14 protein-coding genes, 1 tRNA gene and 1 rRNA gene are annotated in these 20,697 nt (G+C 69.6%); 13 read left to right on the top strand and 3 right to left on the bottom strand.

The window, feature by feature from the left end; translation table 11 throughout:
• From rrf to AB0I54_RS30915, 3 genes are all read left to right on the top strand, one after another.
• Window positions 1-93: ribosomal RNA gene (gene rrf, locus AB0I54_RS30925) — 5S ribosomal RNA — on the top strand; the annotation flags it as partial.
• A 114-nt stretch (window positions 94-207) separates the two neighbouring features.
• Complete coding sequence (locus tag AB0I54_RS30920; RefSeq protein WP_363299502.1) at window positions 208-870, top strand: DegT/DnrJ/EryC1/StrS family aminotransferase; 663 nt, start codon at window positions 208-210, stop codon at window positions 868-870.
• A gap of 85 nt (window positions 871-955) precedes the next feature.
• A tRNA-Thr gene (locus tag AB0I54_RS30915) sits at window positions 956-1,028 on the top strand.
• Window positions 1,029-1,089: 61 nt separating this feature from the next.
• Here AB0I54_RS30915 and AB0I54_RS30910 read toward each other — a convergent pair.
• The gene (locus AB0I54_RS30910) at window positions 1,090-3,846 is read right to left on the bottom strand and encodes a SpoIIE family protein phosphatase (RefSeq protein WP_363299497.1); all 2,757 of its coding nucleotides are present in this window, start codon (window positions 3,844-3,846) and stop codon (window positions 1,090-1,092) included.
• A 395-nt stretch (window positions 3,847-4,241) separates the two neighbouring features.
• On the opposite strand from AB0I54_RS30910, the gene AB0I54_RS30905 reads away from it, so the two are divergent.
• The 10 genes from AB0I54_RS30905 (at window position 4,242) to AB0I54_RS30860 (ending at window position 19,068) form a co-directional block, all read left to right on the top strand.
• Window positions 4,242-9,698 carry a HAMP domain-containing protein gene (locus AB0I54_RS30905; RefSeq protein ID WP_363299496.1) on the top strand — a complete coding sequence of 1,819 codons (5,457 nt, stop codon included), beginning with the start codon at window positions 4,242-4,244 and terminating at the stop codon, window positions 9,696-9,698.
• A 274-nt stretch (window positions 9,699-9,972) separates the two neighbouring features.
• A complete protein-coding gene (locus tag AB0I54_RS30900; RefSeq protein WP_363299495.1) occupies window positions 9,973-10,656 on the top strand; it encodes a response regulator in 684 nt (227 codons plus the stop codon).
• Window positions 10,657-10,780: 124 nt separating this feature from the next.
• On the top strand, window positions 10,781-13,498 hold the full coding sequence (locus tag AB0I54_RS30895) for a DNA translocase FtsK (protein ID WP_363299494.1): 2,718 nt from the start codon (window positions 10,781-10,783) through the stop codon (window positions 13,496-13,498).
• A gap of 277 nt (window positions 13,499-13,775) precedes the next feature.
• Window positions 13,776-14,615, top strand: a complete 840-nt coding sequence (locus AB0I54_RS30890; protein ID WP_363299493.1) for a RodZ domain-containing protein — start codon at window positions 13,776-13,778, stop codon at window positions 14,613-14,615.
• Between the two features lie 92 nt (window positions 14,616-14,707).
• Entirely contained in the window at window positions 14,708-16,183 is a 1,476-nt protein-coding gene (gene rimO, locus AB0I54_RS30885) for a 30S ribosomal protein S12 methylthiotransferase RimO (protein ID WP_363299492.1), read from the top strand.
• Complete coding sequence (pgsA, locus tag AB0I54_RS30880; protein WP_363299491.1) at window positions 16,180-16,953, top strand: CDP-diacylglycerol--glycerol-3-phosphate 3-phosphatidyltransferase; 774 nt, start codon at window positions 16,180-16,182, stop codon at window positions 16,951-16,953. The genes rimO and pgsA overlap by 4 nt, the downstream gene beginning before the upstream one ends.
• Window positions 16,950-17,495, top strand: coding sequence for a CinA family protein (locus AB0I54_RS30875; RefSeq protein WP_363299490.1), 546 nt, complete (start codon window positions 16,950-16,952; stop codon window positions 17,493-17,495). The genes pgsA and AB0I54_RS30875 overlap by 4 nt, the downstream gene beginning before the upstream one ends.
• 109 nt (window positions 17,496-17,604) lie before the next feature.
• Window positions 17,605-17,979, top strand: coding sequence for a helix-turn-helix transcriptional regulator (locus AB0I54_RS30870; protein ID WP_053666341.1), 375 nt, complete (start codon window positions 17,605-17,607; stop codon window positions 17,977-17,979).
• A gap of 200 nt (window positions 17,980-18,179) precedes the next feature.
• A complete protein-coding gene (locus AB0I54_RS30865) occupies window positions 18,180-18,650 on the top strand; it encodes a DNA starvation/stationary phase protection protein (RefSeq protein ID WP_363299489.1) in 471 nt (156 codons plus the stop codon).
• A gap of 130 nt (window positions 18,651-18,780) precedes the next feature.
• Window positions 18,781-19,068: a hypothetical protein gene (locus tag AB0I54_RS30860; RefSeq protein ID WP_363299488.1), complete on the top strand. Its 288-nt coding sequence runs from the start codon at window positions 18,781-18,783 to the stop codon at window positions 19,066-19,068.
• On the opposite strand, the gene AB0I54_RS30855 is transcribed toward AB0I54_RS30860, so the two are convergent.
• Together AB0I54_RS30855 and AB0I54_RS30850 are read right to left on the bottom strand one after the other, a co-directional pair.
• The gene (locus tag AB0I54_RS30855; RefSeq protein ID WP_363299487.1) at window positions 19,016-19,780 is read right to left on the bottom strand and encodes an SDR family NAD(P)-dependent oxidoreductase; all 765 of its coding nucleotides are present in this window, start codon (window positions 19,778-19,780) and stop codon (window positions 19,016-19,018) included. The genes AB0I54_RS30860 and AB0I54_RS30855 overlap by 53 nt on opposite strands.
• A gap of 32 nt (window positions 19,781-19,812) precedes the next feature.
• Complete coding sequence (locus tag AB0I54_RS30850) at window positions 19,813-20,655, bottom strand: DNA-formamidopyrimidine glycosylase family protein (RefSeq protein ID WP_363299486.1); 843 nt, start codon at window positions 20,653-20,655, stop codon at window positions 19,813-19,815.
• Between the last annotated feature and the right edge of the window lie 42 nt (window positions 20,656-20,697).

The raw sequence follows: 20,697 nt of genomic DNA, 5'->3' as shown, positions 1-20,697 counted from the left end.
ACGCCCGGTTACATTCCGAACCCGGAAGCTAAGCCTCACAGCGCCGATGGTACTGCAGGGGGGACCCTGTGGGAGAGTAGGACACCGCCGAACAAATTTTGAAAGGGTCGGTCCCCGAACTTCGGTTCGGGGACCGACCCTTTTCTGGTATGCGTAACTTGACGTTCACGTTCCGGCCGGAGCATCCACAGCATGGGTACTGCTGCAATGCTCAGGGCCGCCGGCGTCGGAGTCGGTGACGAGGTCGTCGTGCCGGCCTTCGGGAACGTGGAAGTCGCCGAGGCCGTGACGCTGGCCGGCGCGCTCCCGGTGTTCGCCGACATAGACCCGGTGACGTACTGCCTGGACGTGTCGGCCGTCGAGGCGGCCATAACTGCCCGCTCCGCGGCCGTTGTTGTCGTCCACCGCTTCGGACGTCGGGCCGACATCGCGCGGTTGCACGGTGTCGGGCAGCGGCACGGGCTCCTGGTGCTGGAGCAGGGGGAGTCCGAGGCGCCGTACGACGAGATCGCGCAGCGCAGGGAGCGTGCCGCGTTCCTGGACGGCAAGCTGCGGGGCGTATGGACCCCCGACGGCGGTGACGGACACACGTACCAGCAGTACGTCGTGCGGGTGCCCGGGAACGGGCGGCCGGACCGTGACGCCTTCGCGCGCGCCGTGCGGGCCAAGGGAGTTGAATGCCGGGTGCCGGTCAAGACGCCCGTGCACCGGCTGCCGGAGTACCGGCGGTGTGTGTCGCTGCCGGAGACCGAGCGGGCCGCGGACGAGACGCTGGCGCTGCCCGTGGACGCGTCGTTGACGAAGCGGGAAATGCAGCGGGTCGTATCCGCGTGCAATGCCCTCGGGGGACTGCTTCAGCCTGCCTTCTGACGATCACTGAACGGGTTTGGGAACACGGCTCTGTTCGGGGTATGATCTATTCGGTTGCCGCGAGGGAAACCTCAAATGGTGACAGGCCCCTATAGCTCAGTCGGCAGAGCGTCTCCATGGTAAGGAGAAGGTCAACGGTTCGATTCCGTTTGGGGGCTCAGCCAAAAGGCCCCGCCCACATGGGCGGGGCTTTTTTCATGCCCCGGTGCGGCCCTGCTCCTAGTCCACGTGGAGGCCGGGTACTCGCATCGCCAGGATCGCCATGTCGTCGGACGGGGCGTCGGAGGCGAAGCGCTCCACCGCGCGCATGATGCGTGCCGCGACCGCTCCCGCCGTGAGGCCGGTGCATGTGGTGAGGACGTCGGCGAGGCCGTCGTCGCCCAGCATGCGGCTGCCCTCGCGGCGCTCCGTGACACCGTCCGTGACGCAGAGCAGGACATCGCCCGGGTCGAGGGTGACCGTCTGCTCGTACAGCTCCAGGTCCTCGATGACACCGAGCAGCGGCTGTGGTTCGGCCGCGGCCTCCACCGTGCCGTCCTGGCGCAGGCGCAGCGGGAGCGGGTGGCCGGCGCAGACGACCTTCAGTTCCGCGCTGCCGTCCTCCTGGGGACGCATCTCGCCGTACAGGAGCGTCAGGAAGCGGCTGCGGGCGCCCTCGTCGAGGATCGCGGAGTTCAGGCGCTCCAGGACGGCCGGGCCACTGAGGCCCTCGCGGGCCAGCAGGCGCAGGGCGTGCCGGGCCAGACCCGTCACCGCCGCCGCGTTGGGGCCCGTACCGCAGACGTCGCCGATGGCGAAGCCGTAGGCGCCGTCGTGGATCGGGAAGACGTCGTAGAAGTCACCGCCGACCTCGTTGCCCTCGCCGGCCGCGCGGTAGATGACCTCGACCTCGACGCCCTCGATGGTCGGGAGTCCCGGCGGCAGGAGGCTGCGCTGGAGGGACTGGCTGATGGCCGTGCGCTCCGAGTAGAGGCGGGCGTTGTCCAGGGCCAGGGCGGCCCGGCGGGACAAGTCCTCGGCCAGCTCCAGGATTTCCTGGCGGAAGTGTTCGTCGGTCGGCTTGCCGAGCGTCAGCATGCCGATGACGCGGTTGCGGGCGACGAGCGGCAGGACGACCGTCTCGCCGCCGACCGCGGAGGCCGTCGCGAGGGTCGGGCCGATGCCAGAGGCGACCTGGTGGGTCGGGCCGCCGGTCAGGCCGAGGCTGCGCATCGAGCTGCGCAGGGCGGCTTCGTGGGCGGCCTCGCCGGGGGCCGTCCAGACGCGGGCGCCGGGCGTGGGTACCGGGTCGGGCGGGGAAATCTTGGAGAGCAACGACTTGATGCCGTCGATGAGTTCCTCGTCCTCGTGCAGGACGTACGACAGATACGGCTCGGAGGCCTGGTCGGCGATGGTGTAGACGGCGCACCAGGTTGCGAGGGTGGGGACCGTCATCTGGGCCATCAGGGCCAGGGTCTGGTCGCGGTCCAGGGTTCCGGCGAGCAGGTCGGAGGCCTCGACGAGGAAGCTGAGCGAGCCACGGCGCAGGCGCTCCAGCTCGCCGAGGCGGGCCGATTCGACGGCCAGGGCGATGCGGTCGGCGGCGAACTGGAGGCGCAGCGCCTCCTCGTTGGAGTATCTGCCGGGAGCCTCGGCCGCGACGCCGAGGGAGCCGGTCAGCCGGCCCTCGACCTTCAGCGGAACCGTGACGACCGAGCGCATGCCCGTGGCGTTCAGCAGCGGGACGGCGCCCGGTACGGCCGCAAGGTCGTCGTGTACGGCGGGCATCCGGGCGGAGCCGTAGCGGCCGGGGCCGGCCTCGACGGGGACGCGGGCGAAGCGCTGGCGGGCGGAGGGCAGGCCGGTGGAGGCGCGGACCTCCAGCTCCGTTTCGTCGTCCGTGGCCAGCAGGAGGAACGCGGAGTCGCCGTCGAGCATGTCCCGGGCGCGCTCCACCGTGCGCTGGAGGAGGCCGTCGAGGTCGTCCGGGGCGGGGGAGCCGATGAACACCTCGAACGGGTCGGTGCTCTGTCCGTCGGAGGAGGCGGGCGCGTCGGAGGCCGGGACGCGCAACGGCGTCTGGAGGACCGCGCGTTCGTGGTCCCGTACCAGGAGGCAGACCGTGGAGGGCTCGCCGCCGGTGTCGCGGACGCGGAGGTGGGAGGCGTACACCGGCGTCACCCGGCCGTCCGCGCCCCGGATTCCGTAACTGCCCTCCCAGCGCGAGAGTTGGAGCGCCTCCGCGATGCCGGTGCCGGTGCCCGGGGTGTGCGGCCAGGCCGCGAGGTCGGTGAGCGGTCTGCCGGTGACCTGGTCGGCAGGATGGCCGAAAAGTTCCTCGGCGTCCTCGTTCCAGGCGCTGACGGAGCCCTTGCGGTCGATCTGGACGACCGCGACGCGGACCCGGCCGTCGGCGAGCGGGAGGAGGTCGGCGGGGAGGGACGGGCCGGCGGCCCGGGTGCCCAGCGGGCGTTCCGGGAGGTCGAGTTGGAACCAGACGTTCTTGTGGGTGGGCGTGTACTCCACGCCCCAGCGGCCGGCCAGGGCGGCGCAGAGCTGCAGGCCCCGGCCGCCCTCGCGGTCGGGGCTGCCCATGTTGACGGCCGAGCTCTGGAGCGGGACCTCGCGTTCCGGGTAGCGGTCGGCCACTTCGATCCGTACGCCGTCCTCGCTGCGCAGGCACAGGACGTCGGCGTGGGTGCCCGCGTGCACCACGGCATTGGTCACCAGTTCGCTGGTGAGGACCACGGCGTCGTCGACGATGTCGGCGAATCCCCATCCCTGGAGGGTGTCGCGGACGAAGGACCGGGCGATCGCGACCGACCGCCCGACGGGCTCGAAGTTGGCGGCCGCGCGCGCGGTGATCACAGAACTCCTCGACCGGTTGTCGATGTGGTGGGCGCCTTGTCCGACCTGCTCGTGCCGCTGGTGGGGCATCTGCGTGCCCGCCGGACGCGGCTCCGGGGACTGTCCCCCGGGGATCACTCCCGTGCTCATGGTCTGCGGCCGCCCCTCCGATGCGCGCTCGTTCTCGTGCCACCGCCCAGGCCGGACGGACCGGTGCGGCTGGACAGCCGCATGCAAGGTTACTTACCTTCGCCGTCCGATCGGATGCCGGTCGTCGGTGTTTACGCCCTCAGAGTGTGCGGACGATGTGCGAAGCTGCCGAACTGTTATGGCCGGGTTCAGCAGGGGTGAAACACTGGGCAAGCTTCTGGTGAAGGTCCGGCCAGACTGAGTGTGTTCCGTGTACGGCGGGCAGCAGCCCCTGGTGTGGCCGGAATACATCTGGCAGAAATACGCAGCAGTAACCGGTACGCCGAGGTAACCGGTACACCGAGCAGAAGTGCCCGAGCACGGCAGTAACGGTCGACCCCTGCGGGAGGGACACAGTGGAGTCTGGCGAAGCGACGCGTGGAACGAAGACGCGCGCGAAAGGCGGACAGTCCCTGAGCAAGCAGCGCAACGGGACGACGACGGTGGACACGGCTGCCCTGAACCGTCTGCTGGTCGCTCTCGTGGCGATGCGTGACGGGAATTTCCGCAAGCGGCTCACGGTGTCCGGTGACGGCGTGATGTCGGAGATCGCCGCGGTTTTCAACGAGGTCGCCGACCGCAACCTGCATTTGACGGGTGAGCTGTCGCGCGTGCGGCGCATGGTCGGACGTGAGGGGAAACTCACGGAGCGGCTGGAGACGGGGGCCTGTGAGGGCTCCTGGGCGGCTGCCATCGACGCCTCCAACGCACTCGTGGACGATCTCGTACGGCCCGTCTCCGAGGTCGGCCGGGTGCTGACGGCGGTGGCCGAGGGCGATCTGTCGCCGCGCATGGAGCTGCGGACGCAGGCGCCGGACGGGACCGGGCATCCGCTGCGCGGTGAGTTCCTCAGGGTCGGGCGGACCGTCAACAATCTGGTCGACCAGCTGTCGACGTTCACCGACGAGGTCACGCGTGTGGCCAGTGAGGTCGGCACCGAGGGCAAGCTGGGCGGTCAGGCCCGGGTGCGCGGTATGTCCGGTTCGTGGAAGGACCTGACGGAATCCGTCAACACGATGGCGAACCGGCTGACCGCGCAGGTGCGCGATATCGCGCTGGTGACCACCGCGGTCGCCCGGGGTGATCTGTCACGCAAGGTCACCGTCCACGTGGCCGGCGAGATGCTGGAGCTGAAGAACACCGTCAACACGATGGTGGAGCAGCTGTCCTCCTTCTCCTCCGAGGTGACGCGGGTCGCGCGCGAGGTGGGCACCGAGGGCATTCTGGGCGGTCAGGCTCAGGTGCCCGGGGTGGCCGGTGTGTGGAAGGAGCTCACCGATTCCGTCAACACGATGGCGGGCAACCTCACCGCCCAGGTGCGCGGGATCGCCCAGGTCACCACGGCCGTCGCCAGCGGTGACCTGTCGCAGAAAGTGACCGTCCCGGCACGCGGCGAGGTCGCTCAGCTCGCCGAGACGATCAACCAGATGACCGAGACGCTGCGGATCTTCGCGGACGAGGTCACGCGCGTGGCCAACGAGGTCGGTGCCGAGGGGCGGCTCGGCGGTCAGGCCAATGTGCCGGGTGCCGCGGGCACCTGGAAGGACCTGACGGACTCCGTCAACACGGTGTTCCGGAACCTGACCACACAGGTGCGGGACATCGCCGCCGTGACGACGGCGGTGGCCAGTGGCGACCTGTCGCAGAAGGTCACGGTCGACGTGGCCGGCGAGATGCTGGAGCTGAAGAACACCGTCAACGGGATGGTCGACCAGCTGTCGTCGTTCGGCGCCGAGGTCACGCGCGTGGCGCGGGAGGTCGGTGTCGAGGGTGAGCTGGGCGGTCAGGCGCAGGTGCCGGGCGCGGCCGGTACCTGGAAGGACTTGACGGACTCCGTCAACACCGCATTCCGCAACCTCACCGGCCAGGTCCGCAATATCGCCCAGGTGACCACGGCGGTGGCCAACGGTGATCTGTCGCAGAAGGTCACGGTCGACGTCTCCGGCGAGATGCTCCAGCTGAAGAACACCGTGAACACGATGGTGGACCAGCTGTCGAGCTTCGCCGACCAGGTCACGCGGATGGCCCGGGACGTGGGCACGGAGGGCCGGCTGGGCGGTCAGGCCCGGGTGGACGGCGTCTCGGGCACCTGGAAGGAGTTGACGGACTCCGTCAACTTCATGGCGGGGAACCTGACCTCGCAGGTGCGGCAGATCGCGCAGGTGACGACGGCGGTGGCCCGGGGCGACCTGTCCCAGAAGATCGACGTCGACGCGCGCGGCGAGATCCTTGAGTTGAAGAACACGATCAACACGATGGTCGACCAGCTCTCCGCCTTCGCCGACCAGGTGACCAAGGTGGCCCGCGAGGTGGGCACGGACGGCCGGCTCGGCGGTCAGGCGCAGGTGCCCGGTGTGGCCGGTGTGTGGCGTGACCTGACGGACTCCGTGAACGGCATGGCGGGCAACCTCACCGCCCAGGTGCGCAACATCGCCCAGGTCGCGACGGCGGTGGCCCGGGGTGACCTCTCCCAGAAGATCACCGTGGACGCGCGCGGGGAGATCCTGGAGCTCAAGAACACCCTGAACACGATGGTCGACCAGCTGTCGTCGTTCGCCCAGGAGGTCACGCGTGTGGCCCGAGAGGTGGGTACCGAGGGCATCCTGGGTGGTCAGGCCGAGGTGCAGGGGGTCGCGGGCACCTGGAAGGACCTCACGCAGTCCGTGAACTTCATGGCGAACAACCTGACCATCCAGGTCCGCAACATCGCCGAGGTCACGACCGCGGTCGCCAAGGGCGACCTGTCCAAGAAGATCACTGTTGACGCGAAGGGCGAGATCCTTGAGCTCGTCACGACGGTCAACACCATGGTTGATCAGCTGTCCAGTTTCGCCGAGCAGGTGACCCGGGTGGCCCGTGAGGTGGGCACCGAGGGCATCCTGGGCGGTCAGGCGAACGTTCCGGGTGTCACGGGCATCTGGAAGGACCTCAGCAACAACGTGAACCTGATGGCCAACAACCTGACCATGCAGGTGCGCAACATCTCCCAGGTCTCGGCGGCCGTCGCCAACGGCGATCTGACGCGGCAGGTGACGATCGAGGCGCGGGGCGAGGTGGCTCAGCTCGCCGACACCATCAACACCATGGTCAAGACGCTGAGTTCGTTCGCGGACCAGGTCACCAAGGTGGCCCGTGAGGTGGGTACGGACGGCATCCTCGGTGGTCAGGCGCATGTGCCGGGTGTGGCGGGCACATGGAAGGACCTCACCGAGTCGGTGAACCAGATGGCGTCCAACCTGACCGGTCAGGTGCGCAACATCGCCATGGTCACCACGGCCATCGCCAAGGGCGACTTGACGAAGAAGATCGACATTGACGCCCGTGGTGAGATCCTCGAACTCAAGACGACGATCAACACCATGGTTGATCAGCTGTCCAGCTTCGCCGAGGAGGTCACCCGGGTCGCCCGCGAGGTGGGCACGGAGGGACAGCTCGGCGGCCAGGCACGCGTGCGTGACGTGGACGGCACCTGGCGCGACCTCACCGAGTCCGTGAACGAGATGGCCGGAAACCTGACCCGGCAGGTGCGCGCCATCGCGCGCGTGGCGACCGCGGTGACCCGCGGCGACCTGAATCTGAAGATCGACGTGGACGCGTCCGGCGAGATCCAGGAGCTGCAGGACTACATCAACAAGATGATCGCCAACCTGCGCGACACCACCATCGCCAACAAGGAGCAGGACTGGCTCAAGGGCAACCTCGCCCGCATCTCCGCGCTGATGCAGGGCCGCCGCGACCTGGACGACGTGGCCTCGCTGATCATGAGCGAGCTGACCCCGGTGGTCTCCGCGCAGCACGGCGCGTTCTTCCTCGCCATGCCGCTGGTCGACGGCAAGGACCCGAGCACGGAGGGCGAGGACGCGTACGAGCTGCGCATGCTCGGTTCGTACGGCTACTCGATGGGCTCCATGCCGACGTCGTTCCGGCCGGGTGAGGCGCTGATCGGGACGGCCGCCCAGGAGAAGCGCACGATCCTGGTGGAGAACGCGCCCAGCGGCTATCTGAAGATCTCCTCCGGGCTCGGCGAGGCCCCGCCCGCACAGGTGATCGTGCTGCCGGTGCTGTTCGAGGGCAAGGTGCTCGGCGTCATCGAACTGGCCTCCTTCACGCCGTTCACGCAGATCCAGAAGGACTTCCTCAACCAGATCGCCGAGATGATCGCGACCAGCGTCAACACCATCTCCGTCAACACCAAGACGGAGGTGCTGCTGAAGCAGTCGCAGGAGCTGACCGAGCAACTGAGGGAGCGGTCGGCCGAGTTGGAGAACCGGCAGAAGGCGCTCCAGTCGTCCAACGCCGAACTGGAGGAGAAGGCCGAGCTGCTGGCCCAGCAGAACCGCGACATCGAGGTGAAGAACACCGAGATCGAGGAGGCGCGGCAGGTCCTGGAGGAGCGCGCGGAGCAGCTCGCCGTGTCGATGCGCTACAAGAGCGAGTTCCTCGCCAACATGTCGCACGAGCTGCGTACGCCGCTCAACTCGCTGCTGATTCTGGCCAAACTGCTCGCCGACAACGCCGAGGGGAACCTCTCCCCGAAGCAGGTCGAGTTTGCCGAAACGATCCACGGCGCCGGCTCCGACCTGCTCCAGCTGATCAACGACATCCTCGATCTGTCGAAGGTCGAGGCAGGCAAGATGGACGTCTCCCCGACGCGTATCGCGCTGGTCCAGCTCGTCGACTACGTGGAGGCCACCTTCCGGCCGCTGACCGCCGAGAAGGGCCTGGATCTGTCCGTACGGGTGTCGCCGGAGCTGCCGGCCACGCTGCACACCGACGAACAGCGCCTCCTGCAGGTGCTGCGCAACCTGCTGTCCAATGCGGTGAAGTTCACCGACTCCGGGTCGGTGGAGCTGGTGATCCGGCCGGCCGGCGCGGGCGTGCCGATGGCGATCCGGGAGCAGCTGCTGGAGGCGGGGTCGGTCAACGACCCGGACGCGGAGCTGATCGCGTTCTCCGTGACCGACACCGGTATCGGAATCGCGGCGAGCAAGATGCGGGTGATCTTCGAGGCCTTCAAGCAGGCGGACGGCACGACCAGCCGCAAGTACGGCGGCACGGGCCTCGGGCTGTCGATCTCGCGGGAGATCGCACAGCTGCTCGGTGGTGAGATCCACGCGCAGAGCGAGCCGGGACGCGGTTCGACGTTCACGCTGTATTTGCCGCTGCACCCGAGCGAACTGCCGCCGCAGGGCTATCAGCAGCCGGTGCCCGCGCTGGAGGCGGGCGACCTGGTCGCCTCCGCGGCGCAGCTGGCCGAGTTGGTCGGCGCGGAGGTCGAGACGCCGGCCGAGGTGAAGTCGTACCAGGAGACGCAGAACGGCGCCGCCGCCCTCTTCCGGCGCCGCAGGCGGGGCGCTCCGGGGGCCGAGGACCGGACGGAGGCGTGGACGGTCGGCGATCAGCTCGCGGCGCCCAGGGCGCACCGCGTGGTGCGGTTCGGCGGCGAGAAGGTGCTGATCGTCGACGACGACATCCGCAATGTGTTCGCGCTCACCAGTGTTCTGGAGCAGCACGGCCTGTCCGTGCTGTACGCCGAGAACGGCCGCGAGGGCATCGAGGTGCTGGAGCAGCACGACGACGTGGCGGTCGTGCTGATGGACATCATGATGCCCGAGATGGACGGGTACGCGACGACCACGGCGATCCGCAGGATGCCGCAGTTCGCCGGGCTGCCGATCATCGCGCTGACCGCGAAGGCCATGAAGGGCGACCGGGAGAAGGCGATCGAGTCGGGTGCATCCGATTATGTGACGAAGCCGGTCGATCCCGACCATCTGCTGGCGGTGATGCGGCAGTGGATGCGAGAGGAGTGACGGGCGCGAGCGGGCTCGGGGCGAACGCTGTGGGAACCTTCGGTGTACGAGCGGAGTTGTTGACTCAGGGTGGCCGAACCCGTGTAGAAGTGCGGGATTCGGGGAACCTTCTGGTCTCCCGCTGCGTTTCTGCTACGTGCACAGTGACATCGCGGTGACAGGGTGTGGCGACGGTCGGGGTGCGGCTACCATGACCGGCACAAGGACGGGCGGCGATAGGGAGTCGTCCCCTGGGGCGGCGCCCGGTGTACCGCCGGGGCGAGGAGGGCGGGCCATGGTGCAGAAGGCCAAGATCCTCCTGGTCGATGACCGGCCGGAGAATCTGCTGGCGCTGGAGGCCATCCTCTCTGCGCTCGATCAGACGCTGGTGCGGGCATCGTCCGGGGAGGAAGCGCTCAAAGCACTGCTCACGGACGACTTCGCGGTCATTCTGCTGGACGTTCAGATGCCGGGCATGGACGGTTTCGAGACCGCCGCGCACATCAAGCGGCGGGAGCGGACCCGGGACATCCCGATCATCTTCCTCACCGCGATCAACCACGGCCCGCACCACACCTTCCGCGGATACGCGGCGGGCGCGGTCGACTACATCTCCAAGCCGTTCGACCCCTGGGTGCTGCGCGCGAAGGTGTCCGTGTTCGTCGAGCTGTACATGAAGAACTGCCAGCTGCGGGAGCAGGCGGCGCTGCTGCGGCTCCAGTTGGAGGGCGGCGGCAAGGGCGCGGTCGGCGCCGGCAAGGAGTCGGCGGGGCTGCTCGCCGAACTTTCCGCACGGCTCGCCGCCGTCGAGGAGCAGGCCGAGGCGCTGTCCAAGCAGCTGGACGACGACTCCGCGGACGCGGCCGCGGTGGCCACCGCGGCCCATCTCGAACGCAAACTCACCGGGTTGCGCCGCGCACTCGACGCCCTGGAACCGGGCACGGGCACCGGTGCCCCCTCGGTCCCCACGCAGAACTGACGCCCGCCTCGGACGCAGTTGCGCATGAGGGCGCGTCAGCTTCGCGCCCCAGTAAGGGCGACACGATCGGGTGAAGCACCCGGCACGCGTGTCCACTGTCGTCTCCACCGGTAATCTCACTTCCATGGCCTCACGTCCCTCCGCAGCCAAGAAGCAGCCAGCCAAGAAGGCGGCCGCTCCCGCGAAGGCACCGGCGAAGAAGGCCGCCGCGAAGAAGGCCCCCGCCAAGAAGGCCGCGGCGAAGAAGTCGGCGCCGCCGCCGAAGCCGGCGCCGAGCCCCACCGGGGGCATCTACCGGCTGGTGCGCGCCCTCTGGCTCGGGCTCGCACATGCCGTGGGCGCCGTCTTCCGCGGCATAGGGCAGGGCGCGAGGAACCTCGACCCGGCGCACCGCAAGGACGGCGTGGCACTCCTGCTGTTCGGTATCGCTCTGATCGTCGCCGCCGGCACCTGGGCCGATCTGCGCGGTCCCGTCGGCGACCTCGTCGAGATCCTGGTGACCGGCGCCTTCGGACGCCTCGACCTGCTCGTGCCGATACTGCTCGCGGTCATCGCGGTGCGCTTCGTCCGCCACCCCGAGAAGCCCGAGGCCAACGGCCGCATCGTGATCGGCCTGTCCGCGCTCGTCATCGGCGTGCTCGGCCAGGTCCACATCGCCTGCGGTTCGCCCGCGCGCAGTGACGGCATGCAGGCGATAAGGGATGCCGGCGGCCTCATCGGCTGGGGCGCGGCGACCCCGCTGACGTACACGATGAGCAAGGTTCTCGCCGTACCGCTGCTGGTCCTGCTCACGATCTTCGGGCTGCTCGTCGTCACCGCCACCCCGGTCAACGCCATCCCGCAGCGGCTGCGGGCCCTCGGCGTGCGGCTCGGTGTCGTACACGATCCCGTGGAGGACGATCTCACCGAGGACGACGAGCGCTACGAAGACCAGTGGCGCGAGTCGCTGCCCGCGCGCCCCCGCAGGCGCCGGAGCGCCCCCCAGGACTACGACCCCGACGGCGCCGAGCAGCAGGCCCTCGCCAAGCGCCGCGGCCGCCCCAGGCGCTCCGCGGTGCCGCAGCCCGCGATGGACCGGCAGCTGGACGCCGTGGACATCGCCGCGGCGGCCGCCGCCGACCTCGACGGCGCCGTGCTGCACGGCATGCCGCCCTCCCCGCTGGTGGCAGACCTCACCCAGGGCGTGAGCATCGGCGACCGCGAGGACACGACACCGACGCCGACCCCCACCCCCGTCCCGGCCCCGGCGCGGCGGCCCCGGCAGGAGAAGCTCGCGGTCGAGCAGGCCGTGCCCGACCTGACCAAGGCGGCCCCCGAGGAGGCGCGCGACCTGCCGCCGCGCGCCGAGCAGCTCCAGCTCTCCGGCGACATCACCTACTCCCTGCCCTCCCTCGACCTCCTCGCCCGCGGCGGACCCGGCAAGGCGCGCAGCGCCGCCAACGACGCGGTCGTCGACTCCCTGCGCCAGGTCTTCGCCGAGTTCAAGGTGGACGCCGACGTCACGGGCTTCACGCGCGGACCGACGGTCACCCGTTACGAGGTCACGCTCGGCCCCGCGGTGAAGGTCGAGCGGATCACCGCGCTCACCAAGAACATCGCGTACGCCGTCGCCAGCCCGGACGTGCGGATCATCAGCCCCATCCCCGGCAAGTCGGCGGTGGGCATCGAGATCCCGAACACCGACCGGGAGATGGTCAACCTCGGTGACGTGCTGCGCCTGGCGGACGCGTCCGAGGACGACCACCCGATGCTGGTCGCGCTCGGCAAGGACGTCGAGGGCGGCTATGTCACCGCCAACCTCGCGAAGATGCCGCACATCCTGGTCGCCGGAGCCACCGGTTCCGGTAAGTCCTCGTGCATCAACTGCCTGATCACGTCCGTCATGGTCCGCGCGACCCCCGAGGACGTCCGGATGGTCCTCGTCGACCCCAAGCGCGTCGAACTGACCGCCTACGAGGGCATTCCGCACCTGATCACGCCGATCATCACCAACCCGAAGCGGGCCGCCGAGGCGCTCCAGTGGGTCGTACGGGAGATGGACCTCAGGTATGACGACCTGGCCGCGTTCGGCTTCCGGCACATCGACGACTTCAACGAGGCGATCCGCAACGGCAAGGTGAAGCTGCCCGAGGGCAGCGAGCGGGAACTCCAGCCGTACCCGTACCTGCTGGTGATCGTCGACGAGCTCGCCGACCTGATGATGGTCGCGCCGCGTGACGTCGAGGACGCGATCGTGCGCATCACCCAGCTCGCGCGCGCGGCCGGCATCCACCTGGTGCTGGCCACGCAGCGCCCCTCGGTCGACGTCGTCACCGGTCTCATCAAGGCCAACGTGCCCTCGCGGCTCGCCTTCGCGACCTCGTCCCTGGCCGACTCCCGCGTCATCCTCGACCAGCCCGGCGCCGAGAAGCTCATCGGCAAGGGCGACGGTCTGTTCCTGCCGATGGGCGCGAACAAACCGACCCGTATGCAGGGCGCGTTCGTGACCGAGGAAGAGGTCGCCGTCGTCGTCCAGCACTGCAAGGACCAGATGGCGCCGGTCTTCCGGGACGACGTCACCGTGGGCACCAAGCAGAAGAAGGAGATCGACGAGGACATCGGCGACGACCTCGACCTGCTGTGCCAGGCGGCCGAACTGGTGGTCACCACGCAGTTCGGCTCGACGTCCATGCTCCAGCGCAAGCTGCGTGTCGGCTTCGCCAAGGCCGGGCGGCTGATGGACCTCATGGAGTCCCGGAACATCGTCGGACCCAGCGAGGGCTCCAAGGCGCGCGACGTTCTGGTGAAGCCCGATGAGCTGGACGGCGTCCTTGCTGTGATACGCGGGGAGTCTGAAGGGTAGGGATATGTCCGCCCGGTGGACCGGTTGGAGCCAGGTGGAGACACGGTCGTGATCCACCCGTTAGTGATCCGCGGGCAACCGTTTCCCTGCAACGTACGTCAAGTTGAGCGAAAGGACAGGCGCGGGTACCACACTGGGTTCGTGCCTGGCCCGTCATCGGGATGACCGGCCATACCGATGGCGTACAAAGTCATACCGCCCGGTTGCCTCACCCTTTCGTACCCCCCCTAGACTGAACCTCCAGCACAGGTGGCTAAAACGCTCGAAAGGCGCCCCCGTGTCCATCGGCAACTCCCCTGAAGACGAGCGTCCGTTCCACGACGTATCCGAGGAAGCCCGCACCTCGGTCGGGCGCGCCCTCCAGCAGGCGCGCATCGCGGCCGGGCTCACCGTCGACGACGTCAGCAGTGCCACTCGCGTCCGTATCGCCATCGTGCATGCCATCGAGGCCGACGACTTCGTTCCCTGTGGCGGAGACGTCTACGCCCGCGGGCACATCCGGACCCTGGCCAGGGCCGTGCACATCGACCCGGCCCCGTTGATCGAGCAGTACGACGCCGAGCACGGCGGGCGTCCCGCGCCGACCCCTGCCGCCCCGCTGTTCGAGGCGGAACGTATCCGCCCCGAGCGCCGCGGACCGAACTGGACCGCGGCCATGGTCGCCGCGATCGTCGTCGTGATCGGCTTCGTCGGCTTCACCGTGTTCAAGGGCGGCGACGACGGCAGCAACGCCAAGGACCAGGTGGCCCAGGGCGCCTCGCCGACGGCCGACAAGTCCGCCTCGCCCACACCGAAGAAGAGCGAGCCCGCCGGCAAGCCCGAGCCGTCGGACAGCGCCATCGCGGCCGCGCCGCAGGACAAGGTCACGGTCCAGGTGAGCGCCGTCAACGGGCGCAGCTGGATCTCGGCCAAGGACCACAACGGCCGGATGCTCTTCGACGGGCTCCTGAAGAAGGGCGACTCGAAGACCTTCCAGGACAGCTCGAAGATCAACCTCATCCTGGGCGACGCCGGCGCGATCCAGCTCTACGTCAACGGCAAGAAGATCGAGGACGCCTTCCAGCCGGGCGCCGTGGAGCGCCTGACGTACACGAAGGGCGACCCCGAGGTCGGATAAGGGGTTCGATCGGTCGAGTACGCACGGGGTTGGCCAAGATCGGCCAACCCCGTCGACGTGGGCTGTCTGTGGGACGAAGTAGTCTTGAGCCCATGCCTGAACGCCGTACCGTCGCACTCGTCACTCTCGGCTGCGCCCGTAACGAGGTGGACTCGGAGGAGCTCGCAGGCCGTTTGGAGGCGGACGGCTGGCAGCTCGTGGAGGACGCCTCGAACGCCGATGTCGCCGTGGTCAACACCTGTGGCTTCGTCGAGGCCGCCAAGAAGGACTCCGTCGACGCCCTCCTGGAGGCCAACGACCTCAAGGAGCACGGCAGAACCCAGGCCGTCGTGGCGGTGGGCTGCATGGCCGAGCGGTACGGCAAGGAACTCGCCGATGCCCTCCCCGAGGCCGACGGCGTGCTCGGCTTCGACGACTACGCGAACATTTCCGACCGTCTGCAGACCATCCTGGGCGGCGGCATCCACGCCGCCCACACCCCGCGCGACCGGCGCAAGCTGCTGCCGATCAGCCCGGCGCAGCGCCAGGACTCGGCGACCGAGGTGGCGCTTCCGGGTCACGGCGCTCCCACGGACCTCCCCGAGGGCCTGGCCCCGCAGTCCGGCCCCCGTGCGCCCCTGCGCCGCCGGCTGGACGGTGCCCCGGTCGCCTCGGTGAAGCTCGCCTCCGGCTGCGACCGGCGCTGCTCCTTCTGCGCCATCCCGTCCTTCCGCGGCTCCTTCATCTCCCGCCGCCCGAGCGACGTGCTGAACGAGACGCGCTGGCTGGCCGAGCAGGGCGTCAAGGAGATCATGCTGGTCTCCGAGAACAACACCTCGTACGGCAAGGACCTGGGCGACATCCGTCTCCTGGAGTCCCTGCTGCCCGAGCTCGCCGAGGTCGACGGCCTGGAGCGGGTGCGTGTGAGCTACCTCCAGCCGGCCGAGATGCGCCCGGGTCTGATCGACGTGCTGACCTCCAGCCCGAAGATCGCCCCGTACTTCGACCTGTCCTTCCAGCACTCCGCGCCCGACGTGCTGCGCTCGATGCGCCGCTTCGGCGACACCGACCGCTTCCTGGAGCTCCTCGACACCATCCGCGGCAAGGCCCCGCAGGCCGGCGTGCGCTCCAACTTCATCGTCGGCTTCCCCGGCGAGAGCGAGGCCGACCTGGCCGAGCTGGAGCGCTTCCTGAACCATGCGCGCCTGGACGCCATCGGTGTTTTCGGCTACTCCGACGAGGAGGGCACGGAGGCGGCGACGTACGGCGGCAAGCTCGACGAGGACGTCGTCGCCGAGCGGCTGGCCCATGTCTCTCGGCTGGCCGAGGAGCTCGTCTCGCAGCGGGCCGAGGAGCGGCTCGGCGAGACCGTGCACGTGCTCGTCGAGTCCGTCGACGAGGAGGAGGGCGTCCACGGCCGTGGGGCGCACCAGGCCCCGGAGACGGACGGCCAGGTCCTGCTCACGAGCGGCGAAGGTCTGTCCGTCGGTCGTATGGTCGAGGCGAAGGTGGTCGGTACGGAGGGTGTCGACCTGGTGGCCGAGCCCCTGCCGGGCCCGTTCGCGCGCAGTGAGGAGGCGGGCAGATGACCGGAGTACCGGCATCCGCCGCGGGTGGTTCCCCGGGCGCGCAGGGCGCCACGGGCTCCGCCGCCGGTTCCGGTGCCGCCCCCGGCTCTGCTTCTGCCTCTTCCGCTTCCGGTCAGGGCGCCGAGCCGCAGGGCGGGGCGAGGCCCGCGCGCGGCGGGAAGCTGGCGGCCGCGGCCGTCAACGAGGCCAGCCTGTGGAACGTGGCGAATCTGCTGACCATGCTCCGGCTGCTGCTCGTCCCCGGCTTCGTGGCGCTCATGCTGGCGGGCGGTGGCTATGACCCGGCGTGGCGCTCGCTGGCCTGGGCCGCCTTCGCCATCGCCATGATCACCGACCTGTTCGACGGCCATATCGCGCGCACCTACAACCTCGTCACCGACTTCGGGAAGATCGCCGACCCCATCGCCGACAAGGCGATCATGGGAGCGGCGCTGATCTGTCTCTCCGCGCTGGGCGATCTGCCGTGGTGGGTGACGGCGGTCATCCTCGGCCGGGAACTGGGGATCACGCTGCTGCGCTTCCTGGTCATCCGGTACGGCGTCATTCCGGCGAGCCGCGGCGGCAAGCTCAAGACTCTCACCCAGGGCATCGCCGTGGGGATGTACGTGCTGGCACTGACGGGGTGGCTGGCGACCCTGAGGTGGTGGGTGATGGCCGCGGCGGTCGTCCTGACCGTGGTGACCGGCCTCGACTATGTGAGACAGGCCATTGTGCTGCGCAGGCAGGGAATCGCCGAACGCAAGGCGGCCTCGGAGGAGACGGAAGCGTGAATTCTGCGGCCGCCGAACTGGTGCGACTACTCACGGTGAGGGGCGAGACGCTCGCCGTCGCCGAGTCGCTCACCGGCGGTCTGGTCGCGGCGGAGATCACAACGGTCCCCGGTGCCTCCAAGGTCTTCCGTGGGTCGGTCACCGCCTACGCCACAGAACTGAAGCATGAACTGCTGGGCGTCGACGCCACTCTGCTGGCCCAGTCCGGTGCGGTGGATCCGCAGGTCGCGGCCCAGATGGCGGCCGGAGTGCGGAAGGCGCTGGGGGCGGACTGGGGCCTTGCGACGACCGGTGTGGCCGGTCCCGAACCACAGGACGGCAAGCCCGTCGGGACGGTCTTCGTGGCCGTCGACGGCCCCTTCGGGGCGCACTCCGGTTCCGCCGGTGGCGGAAAAGTCGAGGCCCTGCGGTTGAACGGCGACCGCGCGGAAATTCGTATGGAGAGTGTACGGAGCGTACTCGCACTGCTCCTGAAGGGGCTTGCGGGCGAACAGACCGGGAATGAGCGGGCACAGGATACGGAACAGAACGGGGGGTTTTGATGTTTGCAGCCCTGAGTGAACACGACATCGCTCCCCGCACGGCCGCGGCGCAAGGCGGTACGGTGGGGCGTGAAGGATGCGGCTACGCGGTCCGAGGAGGGAGCCACCGATGATTCTGCTCCGTCGCCTGCTTGGTGACGTGCTGCGTCGGCAGCGCCAACGCCAGGGCCGTACTCTGCGCGAAGTCTCCTCGTCCGCCCGAGTCTCACTCGGCTATCTCTCCGAGGTGGAGCGGGGGCAGAAGGAGGCTTCCTCCGAACTGCTCGCCGCCATCTGCGACGCGCTGGACGTACGGATGTCCGAGCTCATGCGGGAAGTGAGCGACGAGCTCGCCCTCGCCGAGCTGGCCCAGTCTGCCGCGGCCACCGAGCCCGTACCCACGCCGGTTCGCCCGATGCTGGGTTCCGTCTCGGTGACCGGTGTGCCACCGGAGCGGGTGACCATCAAGGCGCCTGCCGAAGCGGTGGACGTGGTCGCCGCGTGACGTTCACGCGCGTGGCTCTGTGACGCAACACGTCTGAGGCCCCGGCCGGGGCTTCTCCGGGGAGACCCGGGGGAGAGCGGCCGGGGCCTTCGTGTGGTGCGCCACACCTTCCGGTGATCCGGTTTGCGTCCATTTGCCGGTATGAGGCGGGGCCGTCATGGTGGAGGGACGTGGCGGGGCGGAGCCAACGGAGGATGCGCATGTACGTCGTGAAGAGCACGTTGTCCGACCCGGACCGCAAGACCGTGTCCGAGGCGCTGCAGGGTGCGCTCGTCGACCTGGTGGACCTCTCGCTGGCCGCGAAGCAGATCCACTGGAACATCGTCGGTCCCCGCTTCCGGTCGATCCACCTCCAGTTGGACGAGGTGGTCGACTCCGCCCGGACCCACTCCGACACGGTGGCGGAGCGGGCGTCCACCCTGGGAGTCCCGCCCGACGGACGCGCCTCCACGGTGGCGGCCGGCAGCGGCATCGGGGCGACACCCGCAGGCTGGGTCAAGGACACGGACGCGGTGGGGACGCTCGTGGATGCACTCGGACGGGTGATCACACGAATGCGGGAGCGGGTGGAGGCGACCGGGAAGGCGGACCCGGTGTCGCAGGACATCTTCATCTCGATCACGGCGGATCTCGAGAAGCACCACTGGATGTTCCAGGCGGAGAACGCATGAGCGTGCCCTTGACGCCGGCTGCCGCCCGGACACTCAGCTGTGGTGTCACCCTGTGTTGCATCGATGAGCCCTTGGTGCGCCTCCCCGGAGCGTGAGGCGGCGTTCTAGCGTCCGGCTGGAGGTGGCGGCCATGGTGGGGCGAATAGTGCGGTGGGGGGCTGCTCTCGGGCTCGGGGTGGTGTGGTGGTGGGCCGTGCTGCGGCTCGCGTCGGGGACGGACACGGGGGTGCTGGAGGGAGCCGTGGTGGCAGGCGGCTGGGGGCTGAGCCTGCTGCCGGTGCACTGTGTGCCCAAGATGCGGGCGAGGCGGGCCGTGGGTCCGGGGCGATGGGTGGCGGCCTGGCGGGCGGGGCGCGTGACGACCGCTACCACGGCATCGCCACACCCCCGTTCGGGCGCAGGATCTGACCCGTCGTGAACGACGACGCGTCGGACGCCAGGTAGAGCACGGCATGCGCGATGTCGTCCGGCTCGCCGACCCTGCCGAGCGGTGACATCCGGGCCATCCGCGACTCGACCTGCGCCTGCGTCTCACGGTCGTGGCGCTCGGTCATGGGCGTGCGCACCCAGCCCGGGGCGACGGCGTTGACGCGAATGCCGTGCCGGCCGACCTCGTTCGCCAGGGTCTTCGTCAGCTGGACCACGGCCGCCTTCGCCGCGCCGTAGCAGAGCAGTCCCGGTCCGCCTGTGTCGACGGCGCCCGAGGCCATGGTGATGATGCTGCCCGCGGTGCCCTGGGCGAGCATCAGCCGGGCCGCCTCCTGGCAGGCGTGCAGCACGCCCTTGAAGTTGACGTCCAGCACCCGGTCGAGATCCTCGTCCCGGGTCTCCAGGACCGGGCTGCTGTGCATGATCCCGGCGATCGCCGCCATCACGTCCAGGCGCGCGCAGGACCGCACGGCCTGCGCCAGCTGCACCCGGTCGGTCACGTCGAGGGGATGGGTGCGGGCGCTGCCGCCCCGGTCCTTGATCAGGGCGGCCGTGCCGTGCAGCCCGTCCACGTCCAGGTCGGCCAGGTGCACGGTCGCACCCGCCTCGGCGAGCAGGACGGCGGAGGCCCGGCCGATGCCCCCGGCGGCGCCGGTGACGAAAGCGGTGCGTCCGGTGAGGTCGTACGCCTTGACGGGCATGAAGTGACGGTACGAGCGGTCCTGACGGATCGTCAATTGCCTGTACGGGGGCGGATTCGACGGGCCCGCGGGGAGCCCGGCGCCGGGGCGGGGCCCTGCTGGCAGCCAGGGCACCAGTAGGTGGGGCGCTCCCGGGAGCCGTCGCCCTGGTCGGCCGCGCGGACCGGGGTGCGGCAGCGCAGACAGGGGCGGGGTGCGCGGCCGTACACGAACAGGTCCTGGCCGCGCCGGCCCGTGGTGCTGCGCACCGGACGGTCGCGGTTCGCCTCCAGGAGCTTCCTGGCGAGCGCCGGCAGCTTGGCGGCCCGGTCGGCGGGCAGCGCCCCCACCGGGAGCCAGGGGGTGGCGCCGAGCAGGAAACAGAGCTCGCTCTTGTAGATGTTGCCGATGCCGGCCAGATTGCGCTGGTCGAGCAGGGCCTCCCCGAGGGGACGGGCGGGGTCCGCCAGGAGATTGACCAGGGCCTGGTCGGGGTCCCAGTCCGGGCCCAGGAGGTCGGGGCCGAGGTGCCCGACGGCGCGGGACTCGTCGGTGGTGCGCAGGAGGTCGAGGACCGGGAGGCGGTACCCCACCGCGGTGCGCTCCGCGTTGCCGAGGATCACGCGGATCTGGTGGGCCGGGCCGCCGCTCCAGCGCTGGGCGTTGCCGTAGACCTTCCAGGAGCCGTCCATCCTCAGGTGCGAGTGCAGCGTCAGGCCGCCCTCGACGCGGGTGAGCAGGTGCTTGCCGCGCGGGGTGACCTCCAGGACCGTACGGCCGGTGAGGTCGACCGTGGCGTACTTGGGCACCCGCAGGTCGCTACGGGTCAGCACCCGGCCCGCGAGCGCGTCGTGCAACCGCCTCGCGGTCTGCCAGACCGTGTCACCCTCGGGCATGGGTCAAGGGTGACATGCCGGTCGTCGCGTCGTTGCCCCGCG

It is taken from the genome of Streptomyces sp. NPDC050625 (assembly GCF_040654755.1).
In the GTDB taxonomy this organism is placed as follows: domain Bacteria; phylum Actinomycetota; class Actinomycetes; order Streptomycetales; family Streptomycetaceae; genus Streptomyces.
The sequence above is the reverse complement of the archived record's forward strand: the minus strand, read 5'-3'. Positions and strand labels throughout refer to the sequence as shown.

Excerpts from the sequence above, each read along its gene's own strand:
- AB0I54_RS30870 (WP_053666341.1), top strand. The coding sequence starts at position 17,605 with ATGATTCTGCTCCGTCGCCTGCTTGGTGACGTGCTGCGTCGGCAGCGC.
- AB0I54_RS30910 (WP_363299497.1), bottom strand. The coding sequence starts at position 3,846 with ATGAGCACGGGAGTGATCCCCGGGGGACAGTCCCCGGAGCCGCGTCCG.
- AB0I54_RS30895 (WP_363299494.1), top strand. The coding sequence starts at position 10,781 with ATGGCCTCACGTCCCTCCGCAGCCAAGAAGCAGCCAGCCAAGAAGGCG.
- pgsA (WP_363299491.1), top strand. The coding sequence starts at position 16,180 with ATGACCGGAGTACCGGCATCCGCCGCGGGTGGTTCCCCGGGCGCGCAG.
- AB0I54_RS30920 (WP_363299502.1), top strand. The coding sequence starts at position 208 with ATGCTCAGGGCCGCCGGCGTCGGAGTCGGTGACGAGGTCGTCGTGCCG.
- AB0I54_RS30865 (WP_363299489.1), top strand. The coding sequence starts at position 18,180 with ATGTACGTCGTGAAGAGCACGTTGTCCGACCCGGACCGCAAGACCGTG.
- AB0I54_RS30900 (WP_363299495.1), top strand. The coding sequence starts at position 9,973 with ATGGTGCAGAAGGCCAAGATCCTCCTGGTCGATGACCGGCCGGAGAAT.
- AB0I54_RS30855 (WP_363299487.1), bottom strand. The coding sequence starts at position 19,780 with ATGCCCGTCAAGGCGTACGACCTCACCGGACGCACCGCTTTCGTCACC.
- AB0I54_RS30860 (WP_363299488.1), top strand. The coding sequence starts at position 18,781 with ATGGTGGGGCGAATAGTGCGGTGGGGGGCTGCTCTCGGGCTCGGGGTG.
- rimO (WP_363299492.1), top strand. The coding sequence starts at position 14,708 with ATGCCTGAACGCCGTACCGTCGCACTCGTCACTCTCGGCTGCGCCCGT.
- AB0I54_RS30850 (WP_363299486.1), bottom strand. The coding sequence starts at position 20,655 with ATGCCCGAGGGTGACACGGTCTGGCAGACCGCGAGGCGGTTGCACGAC.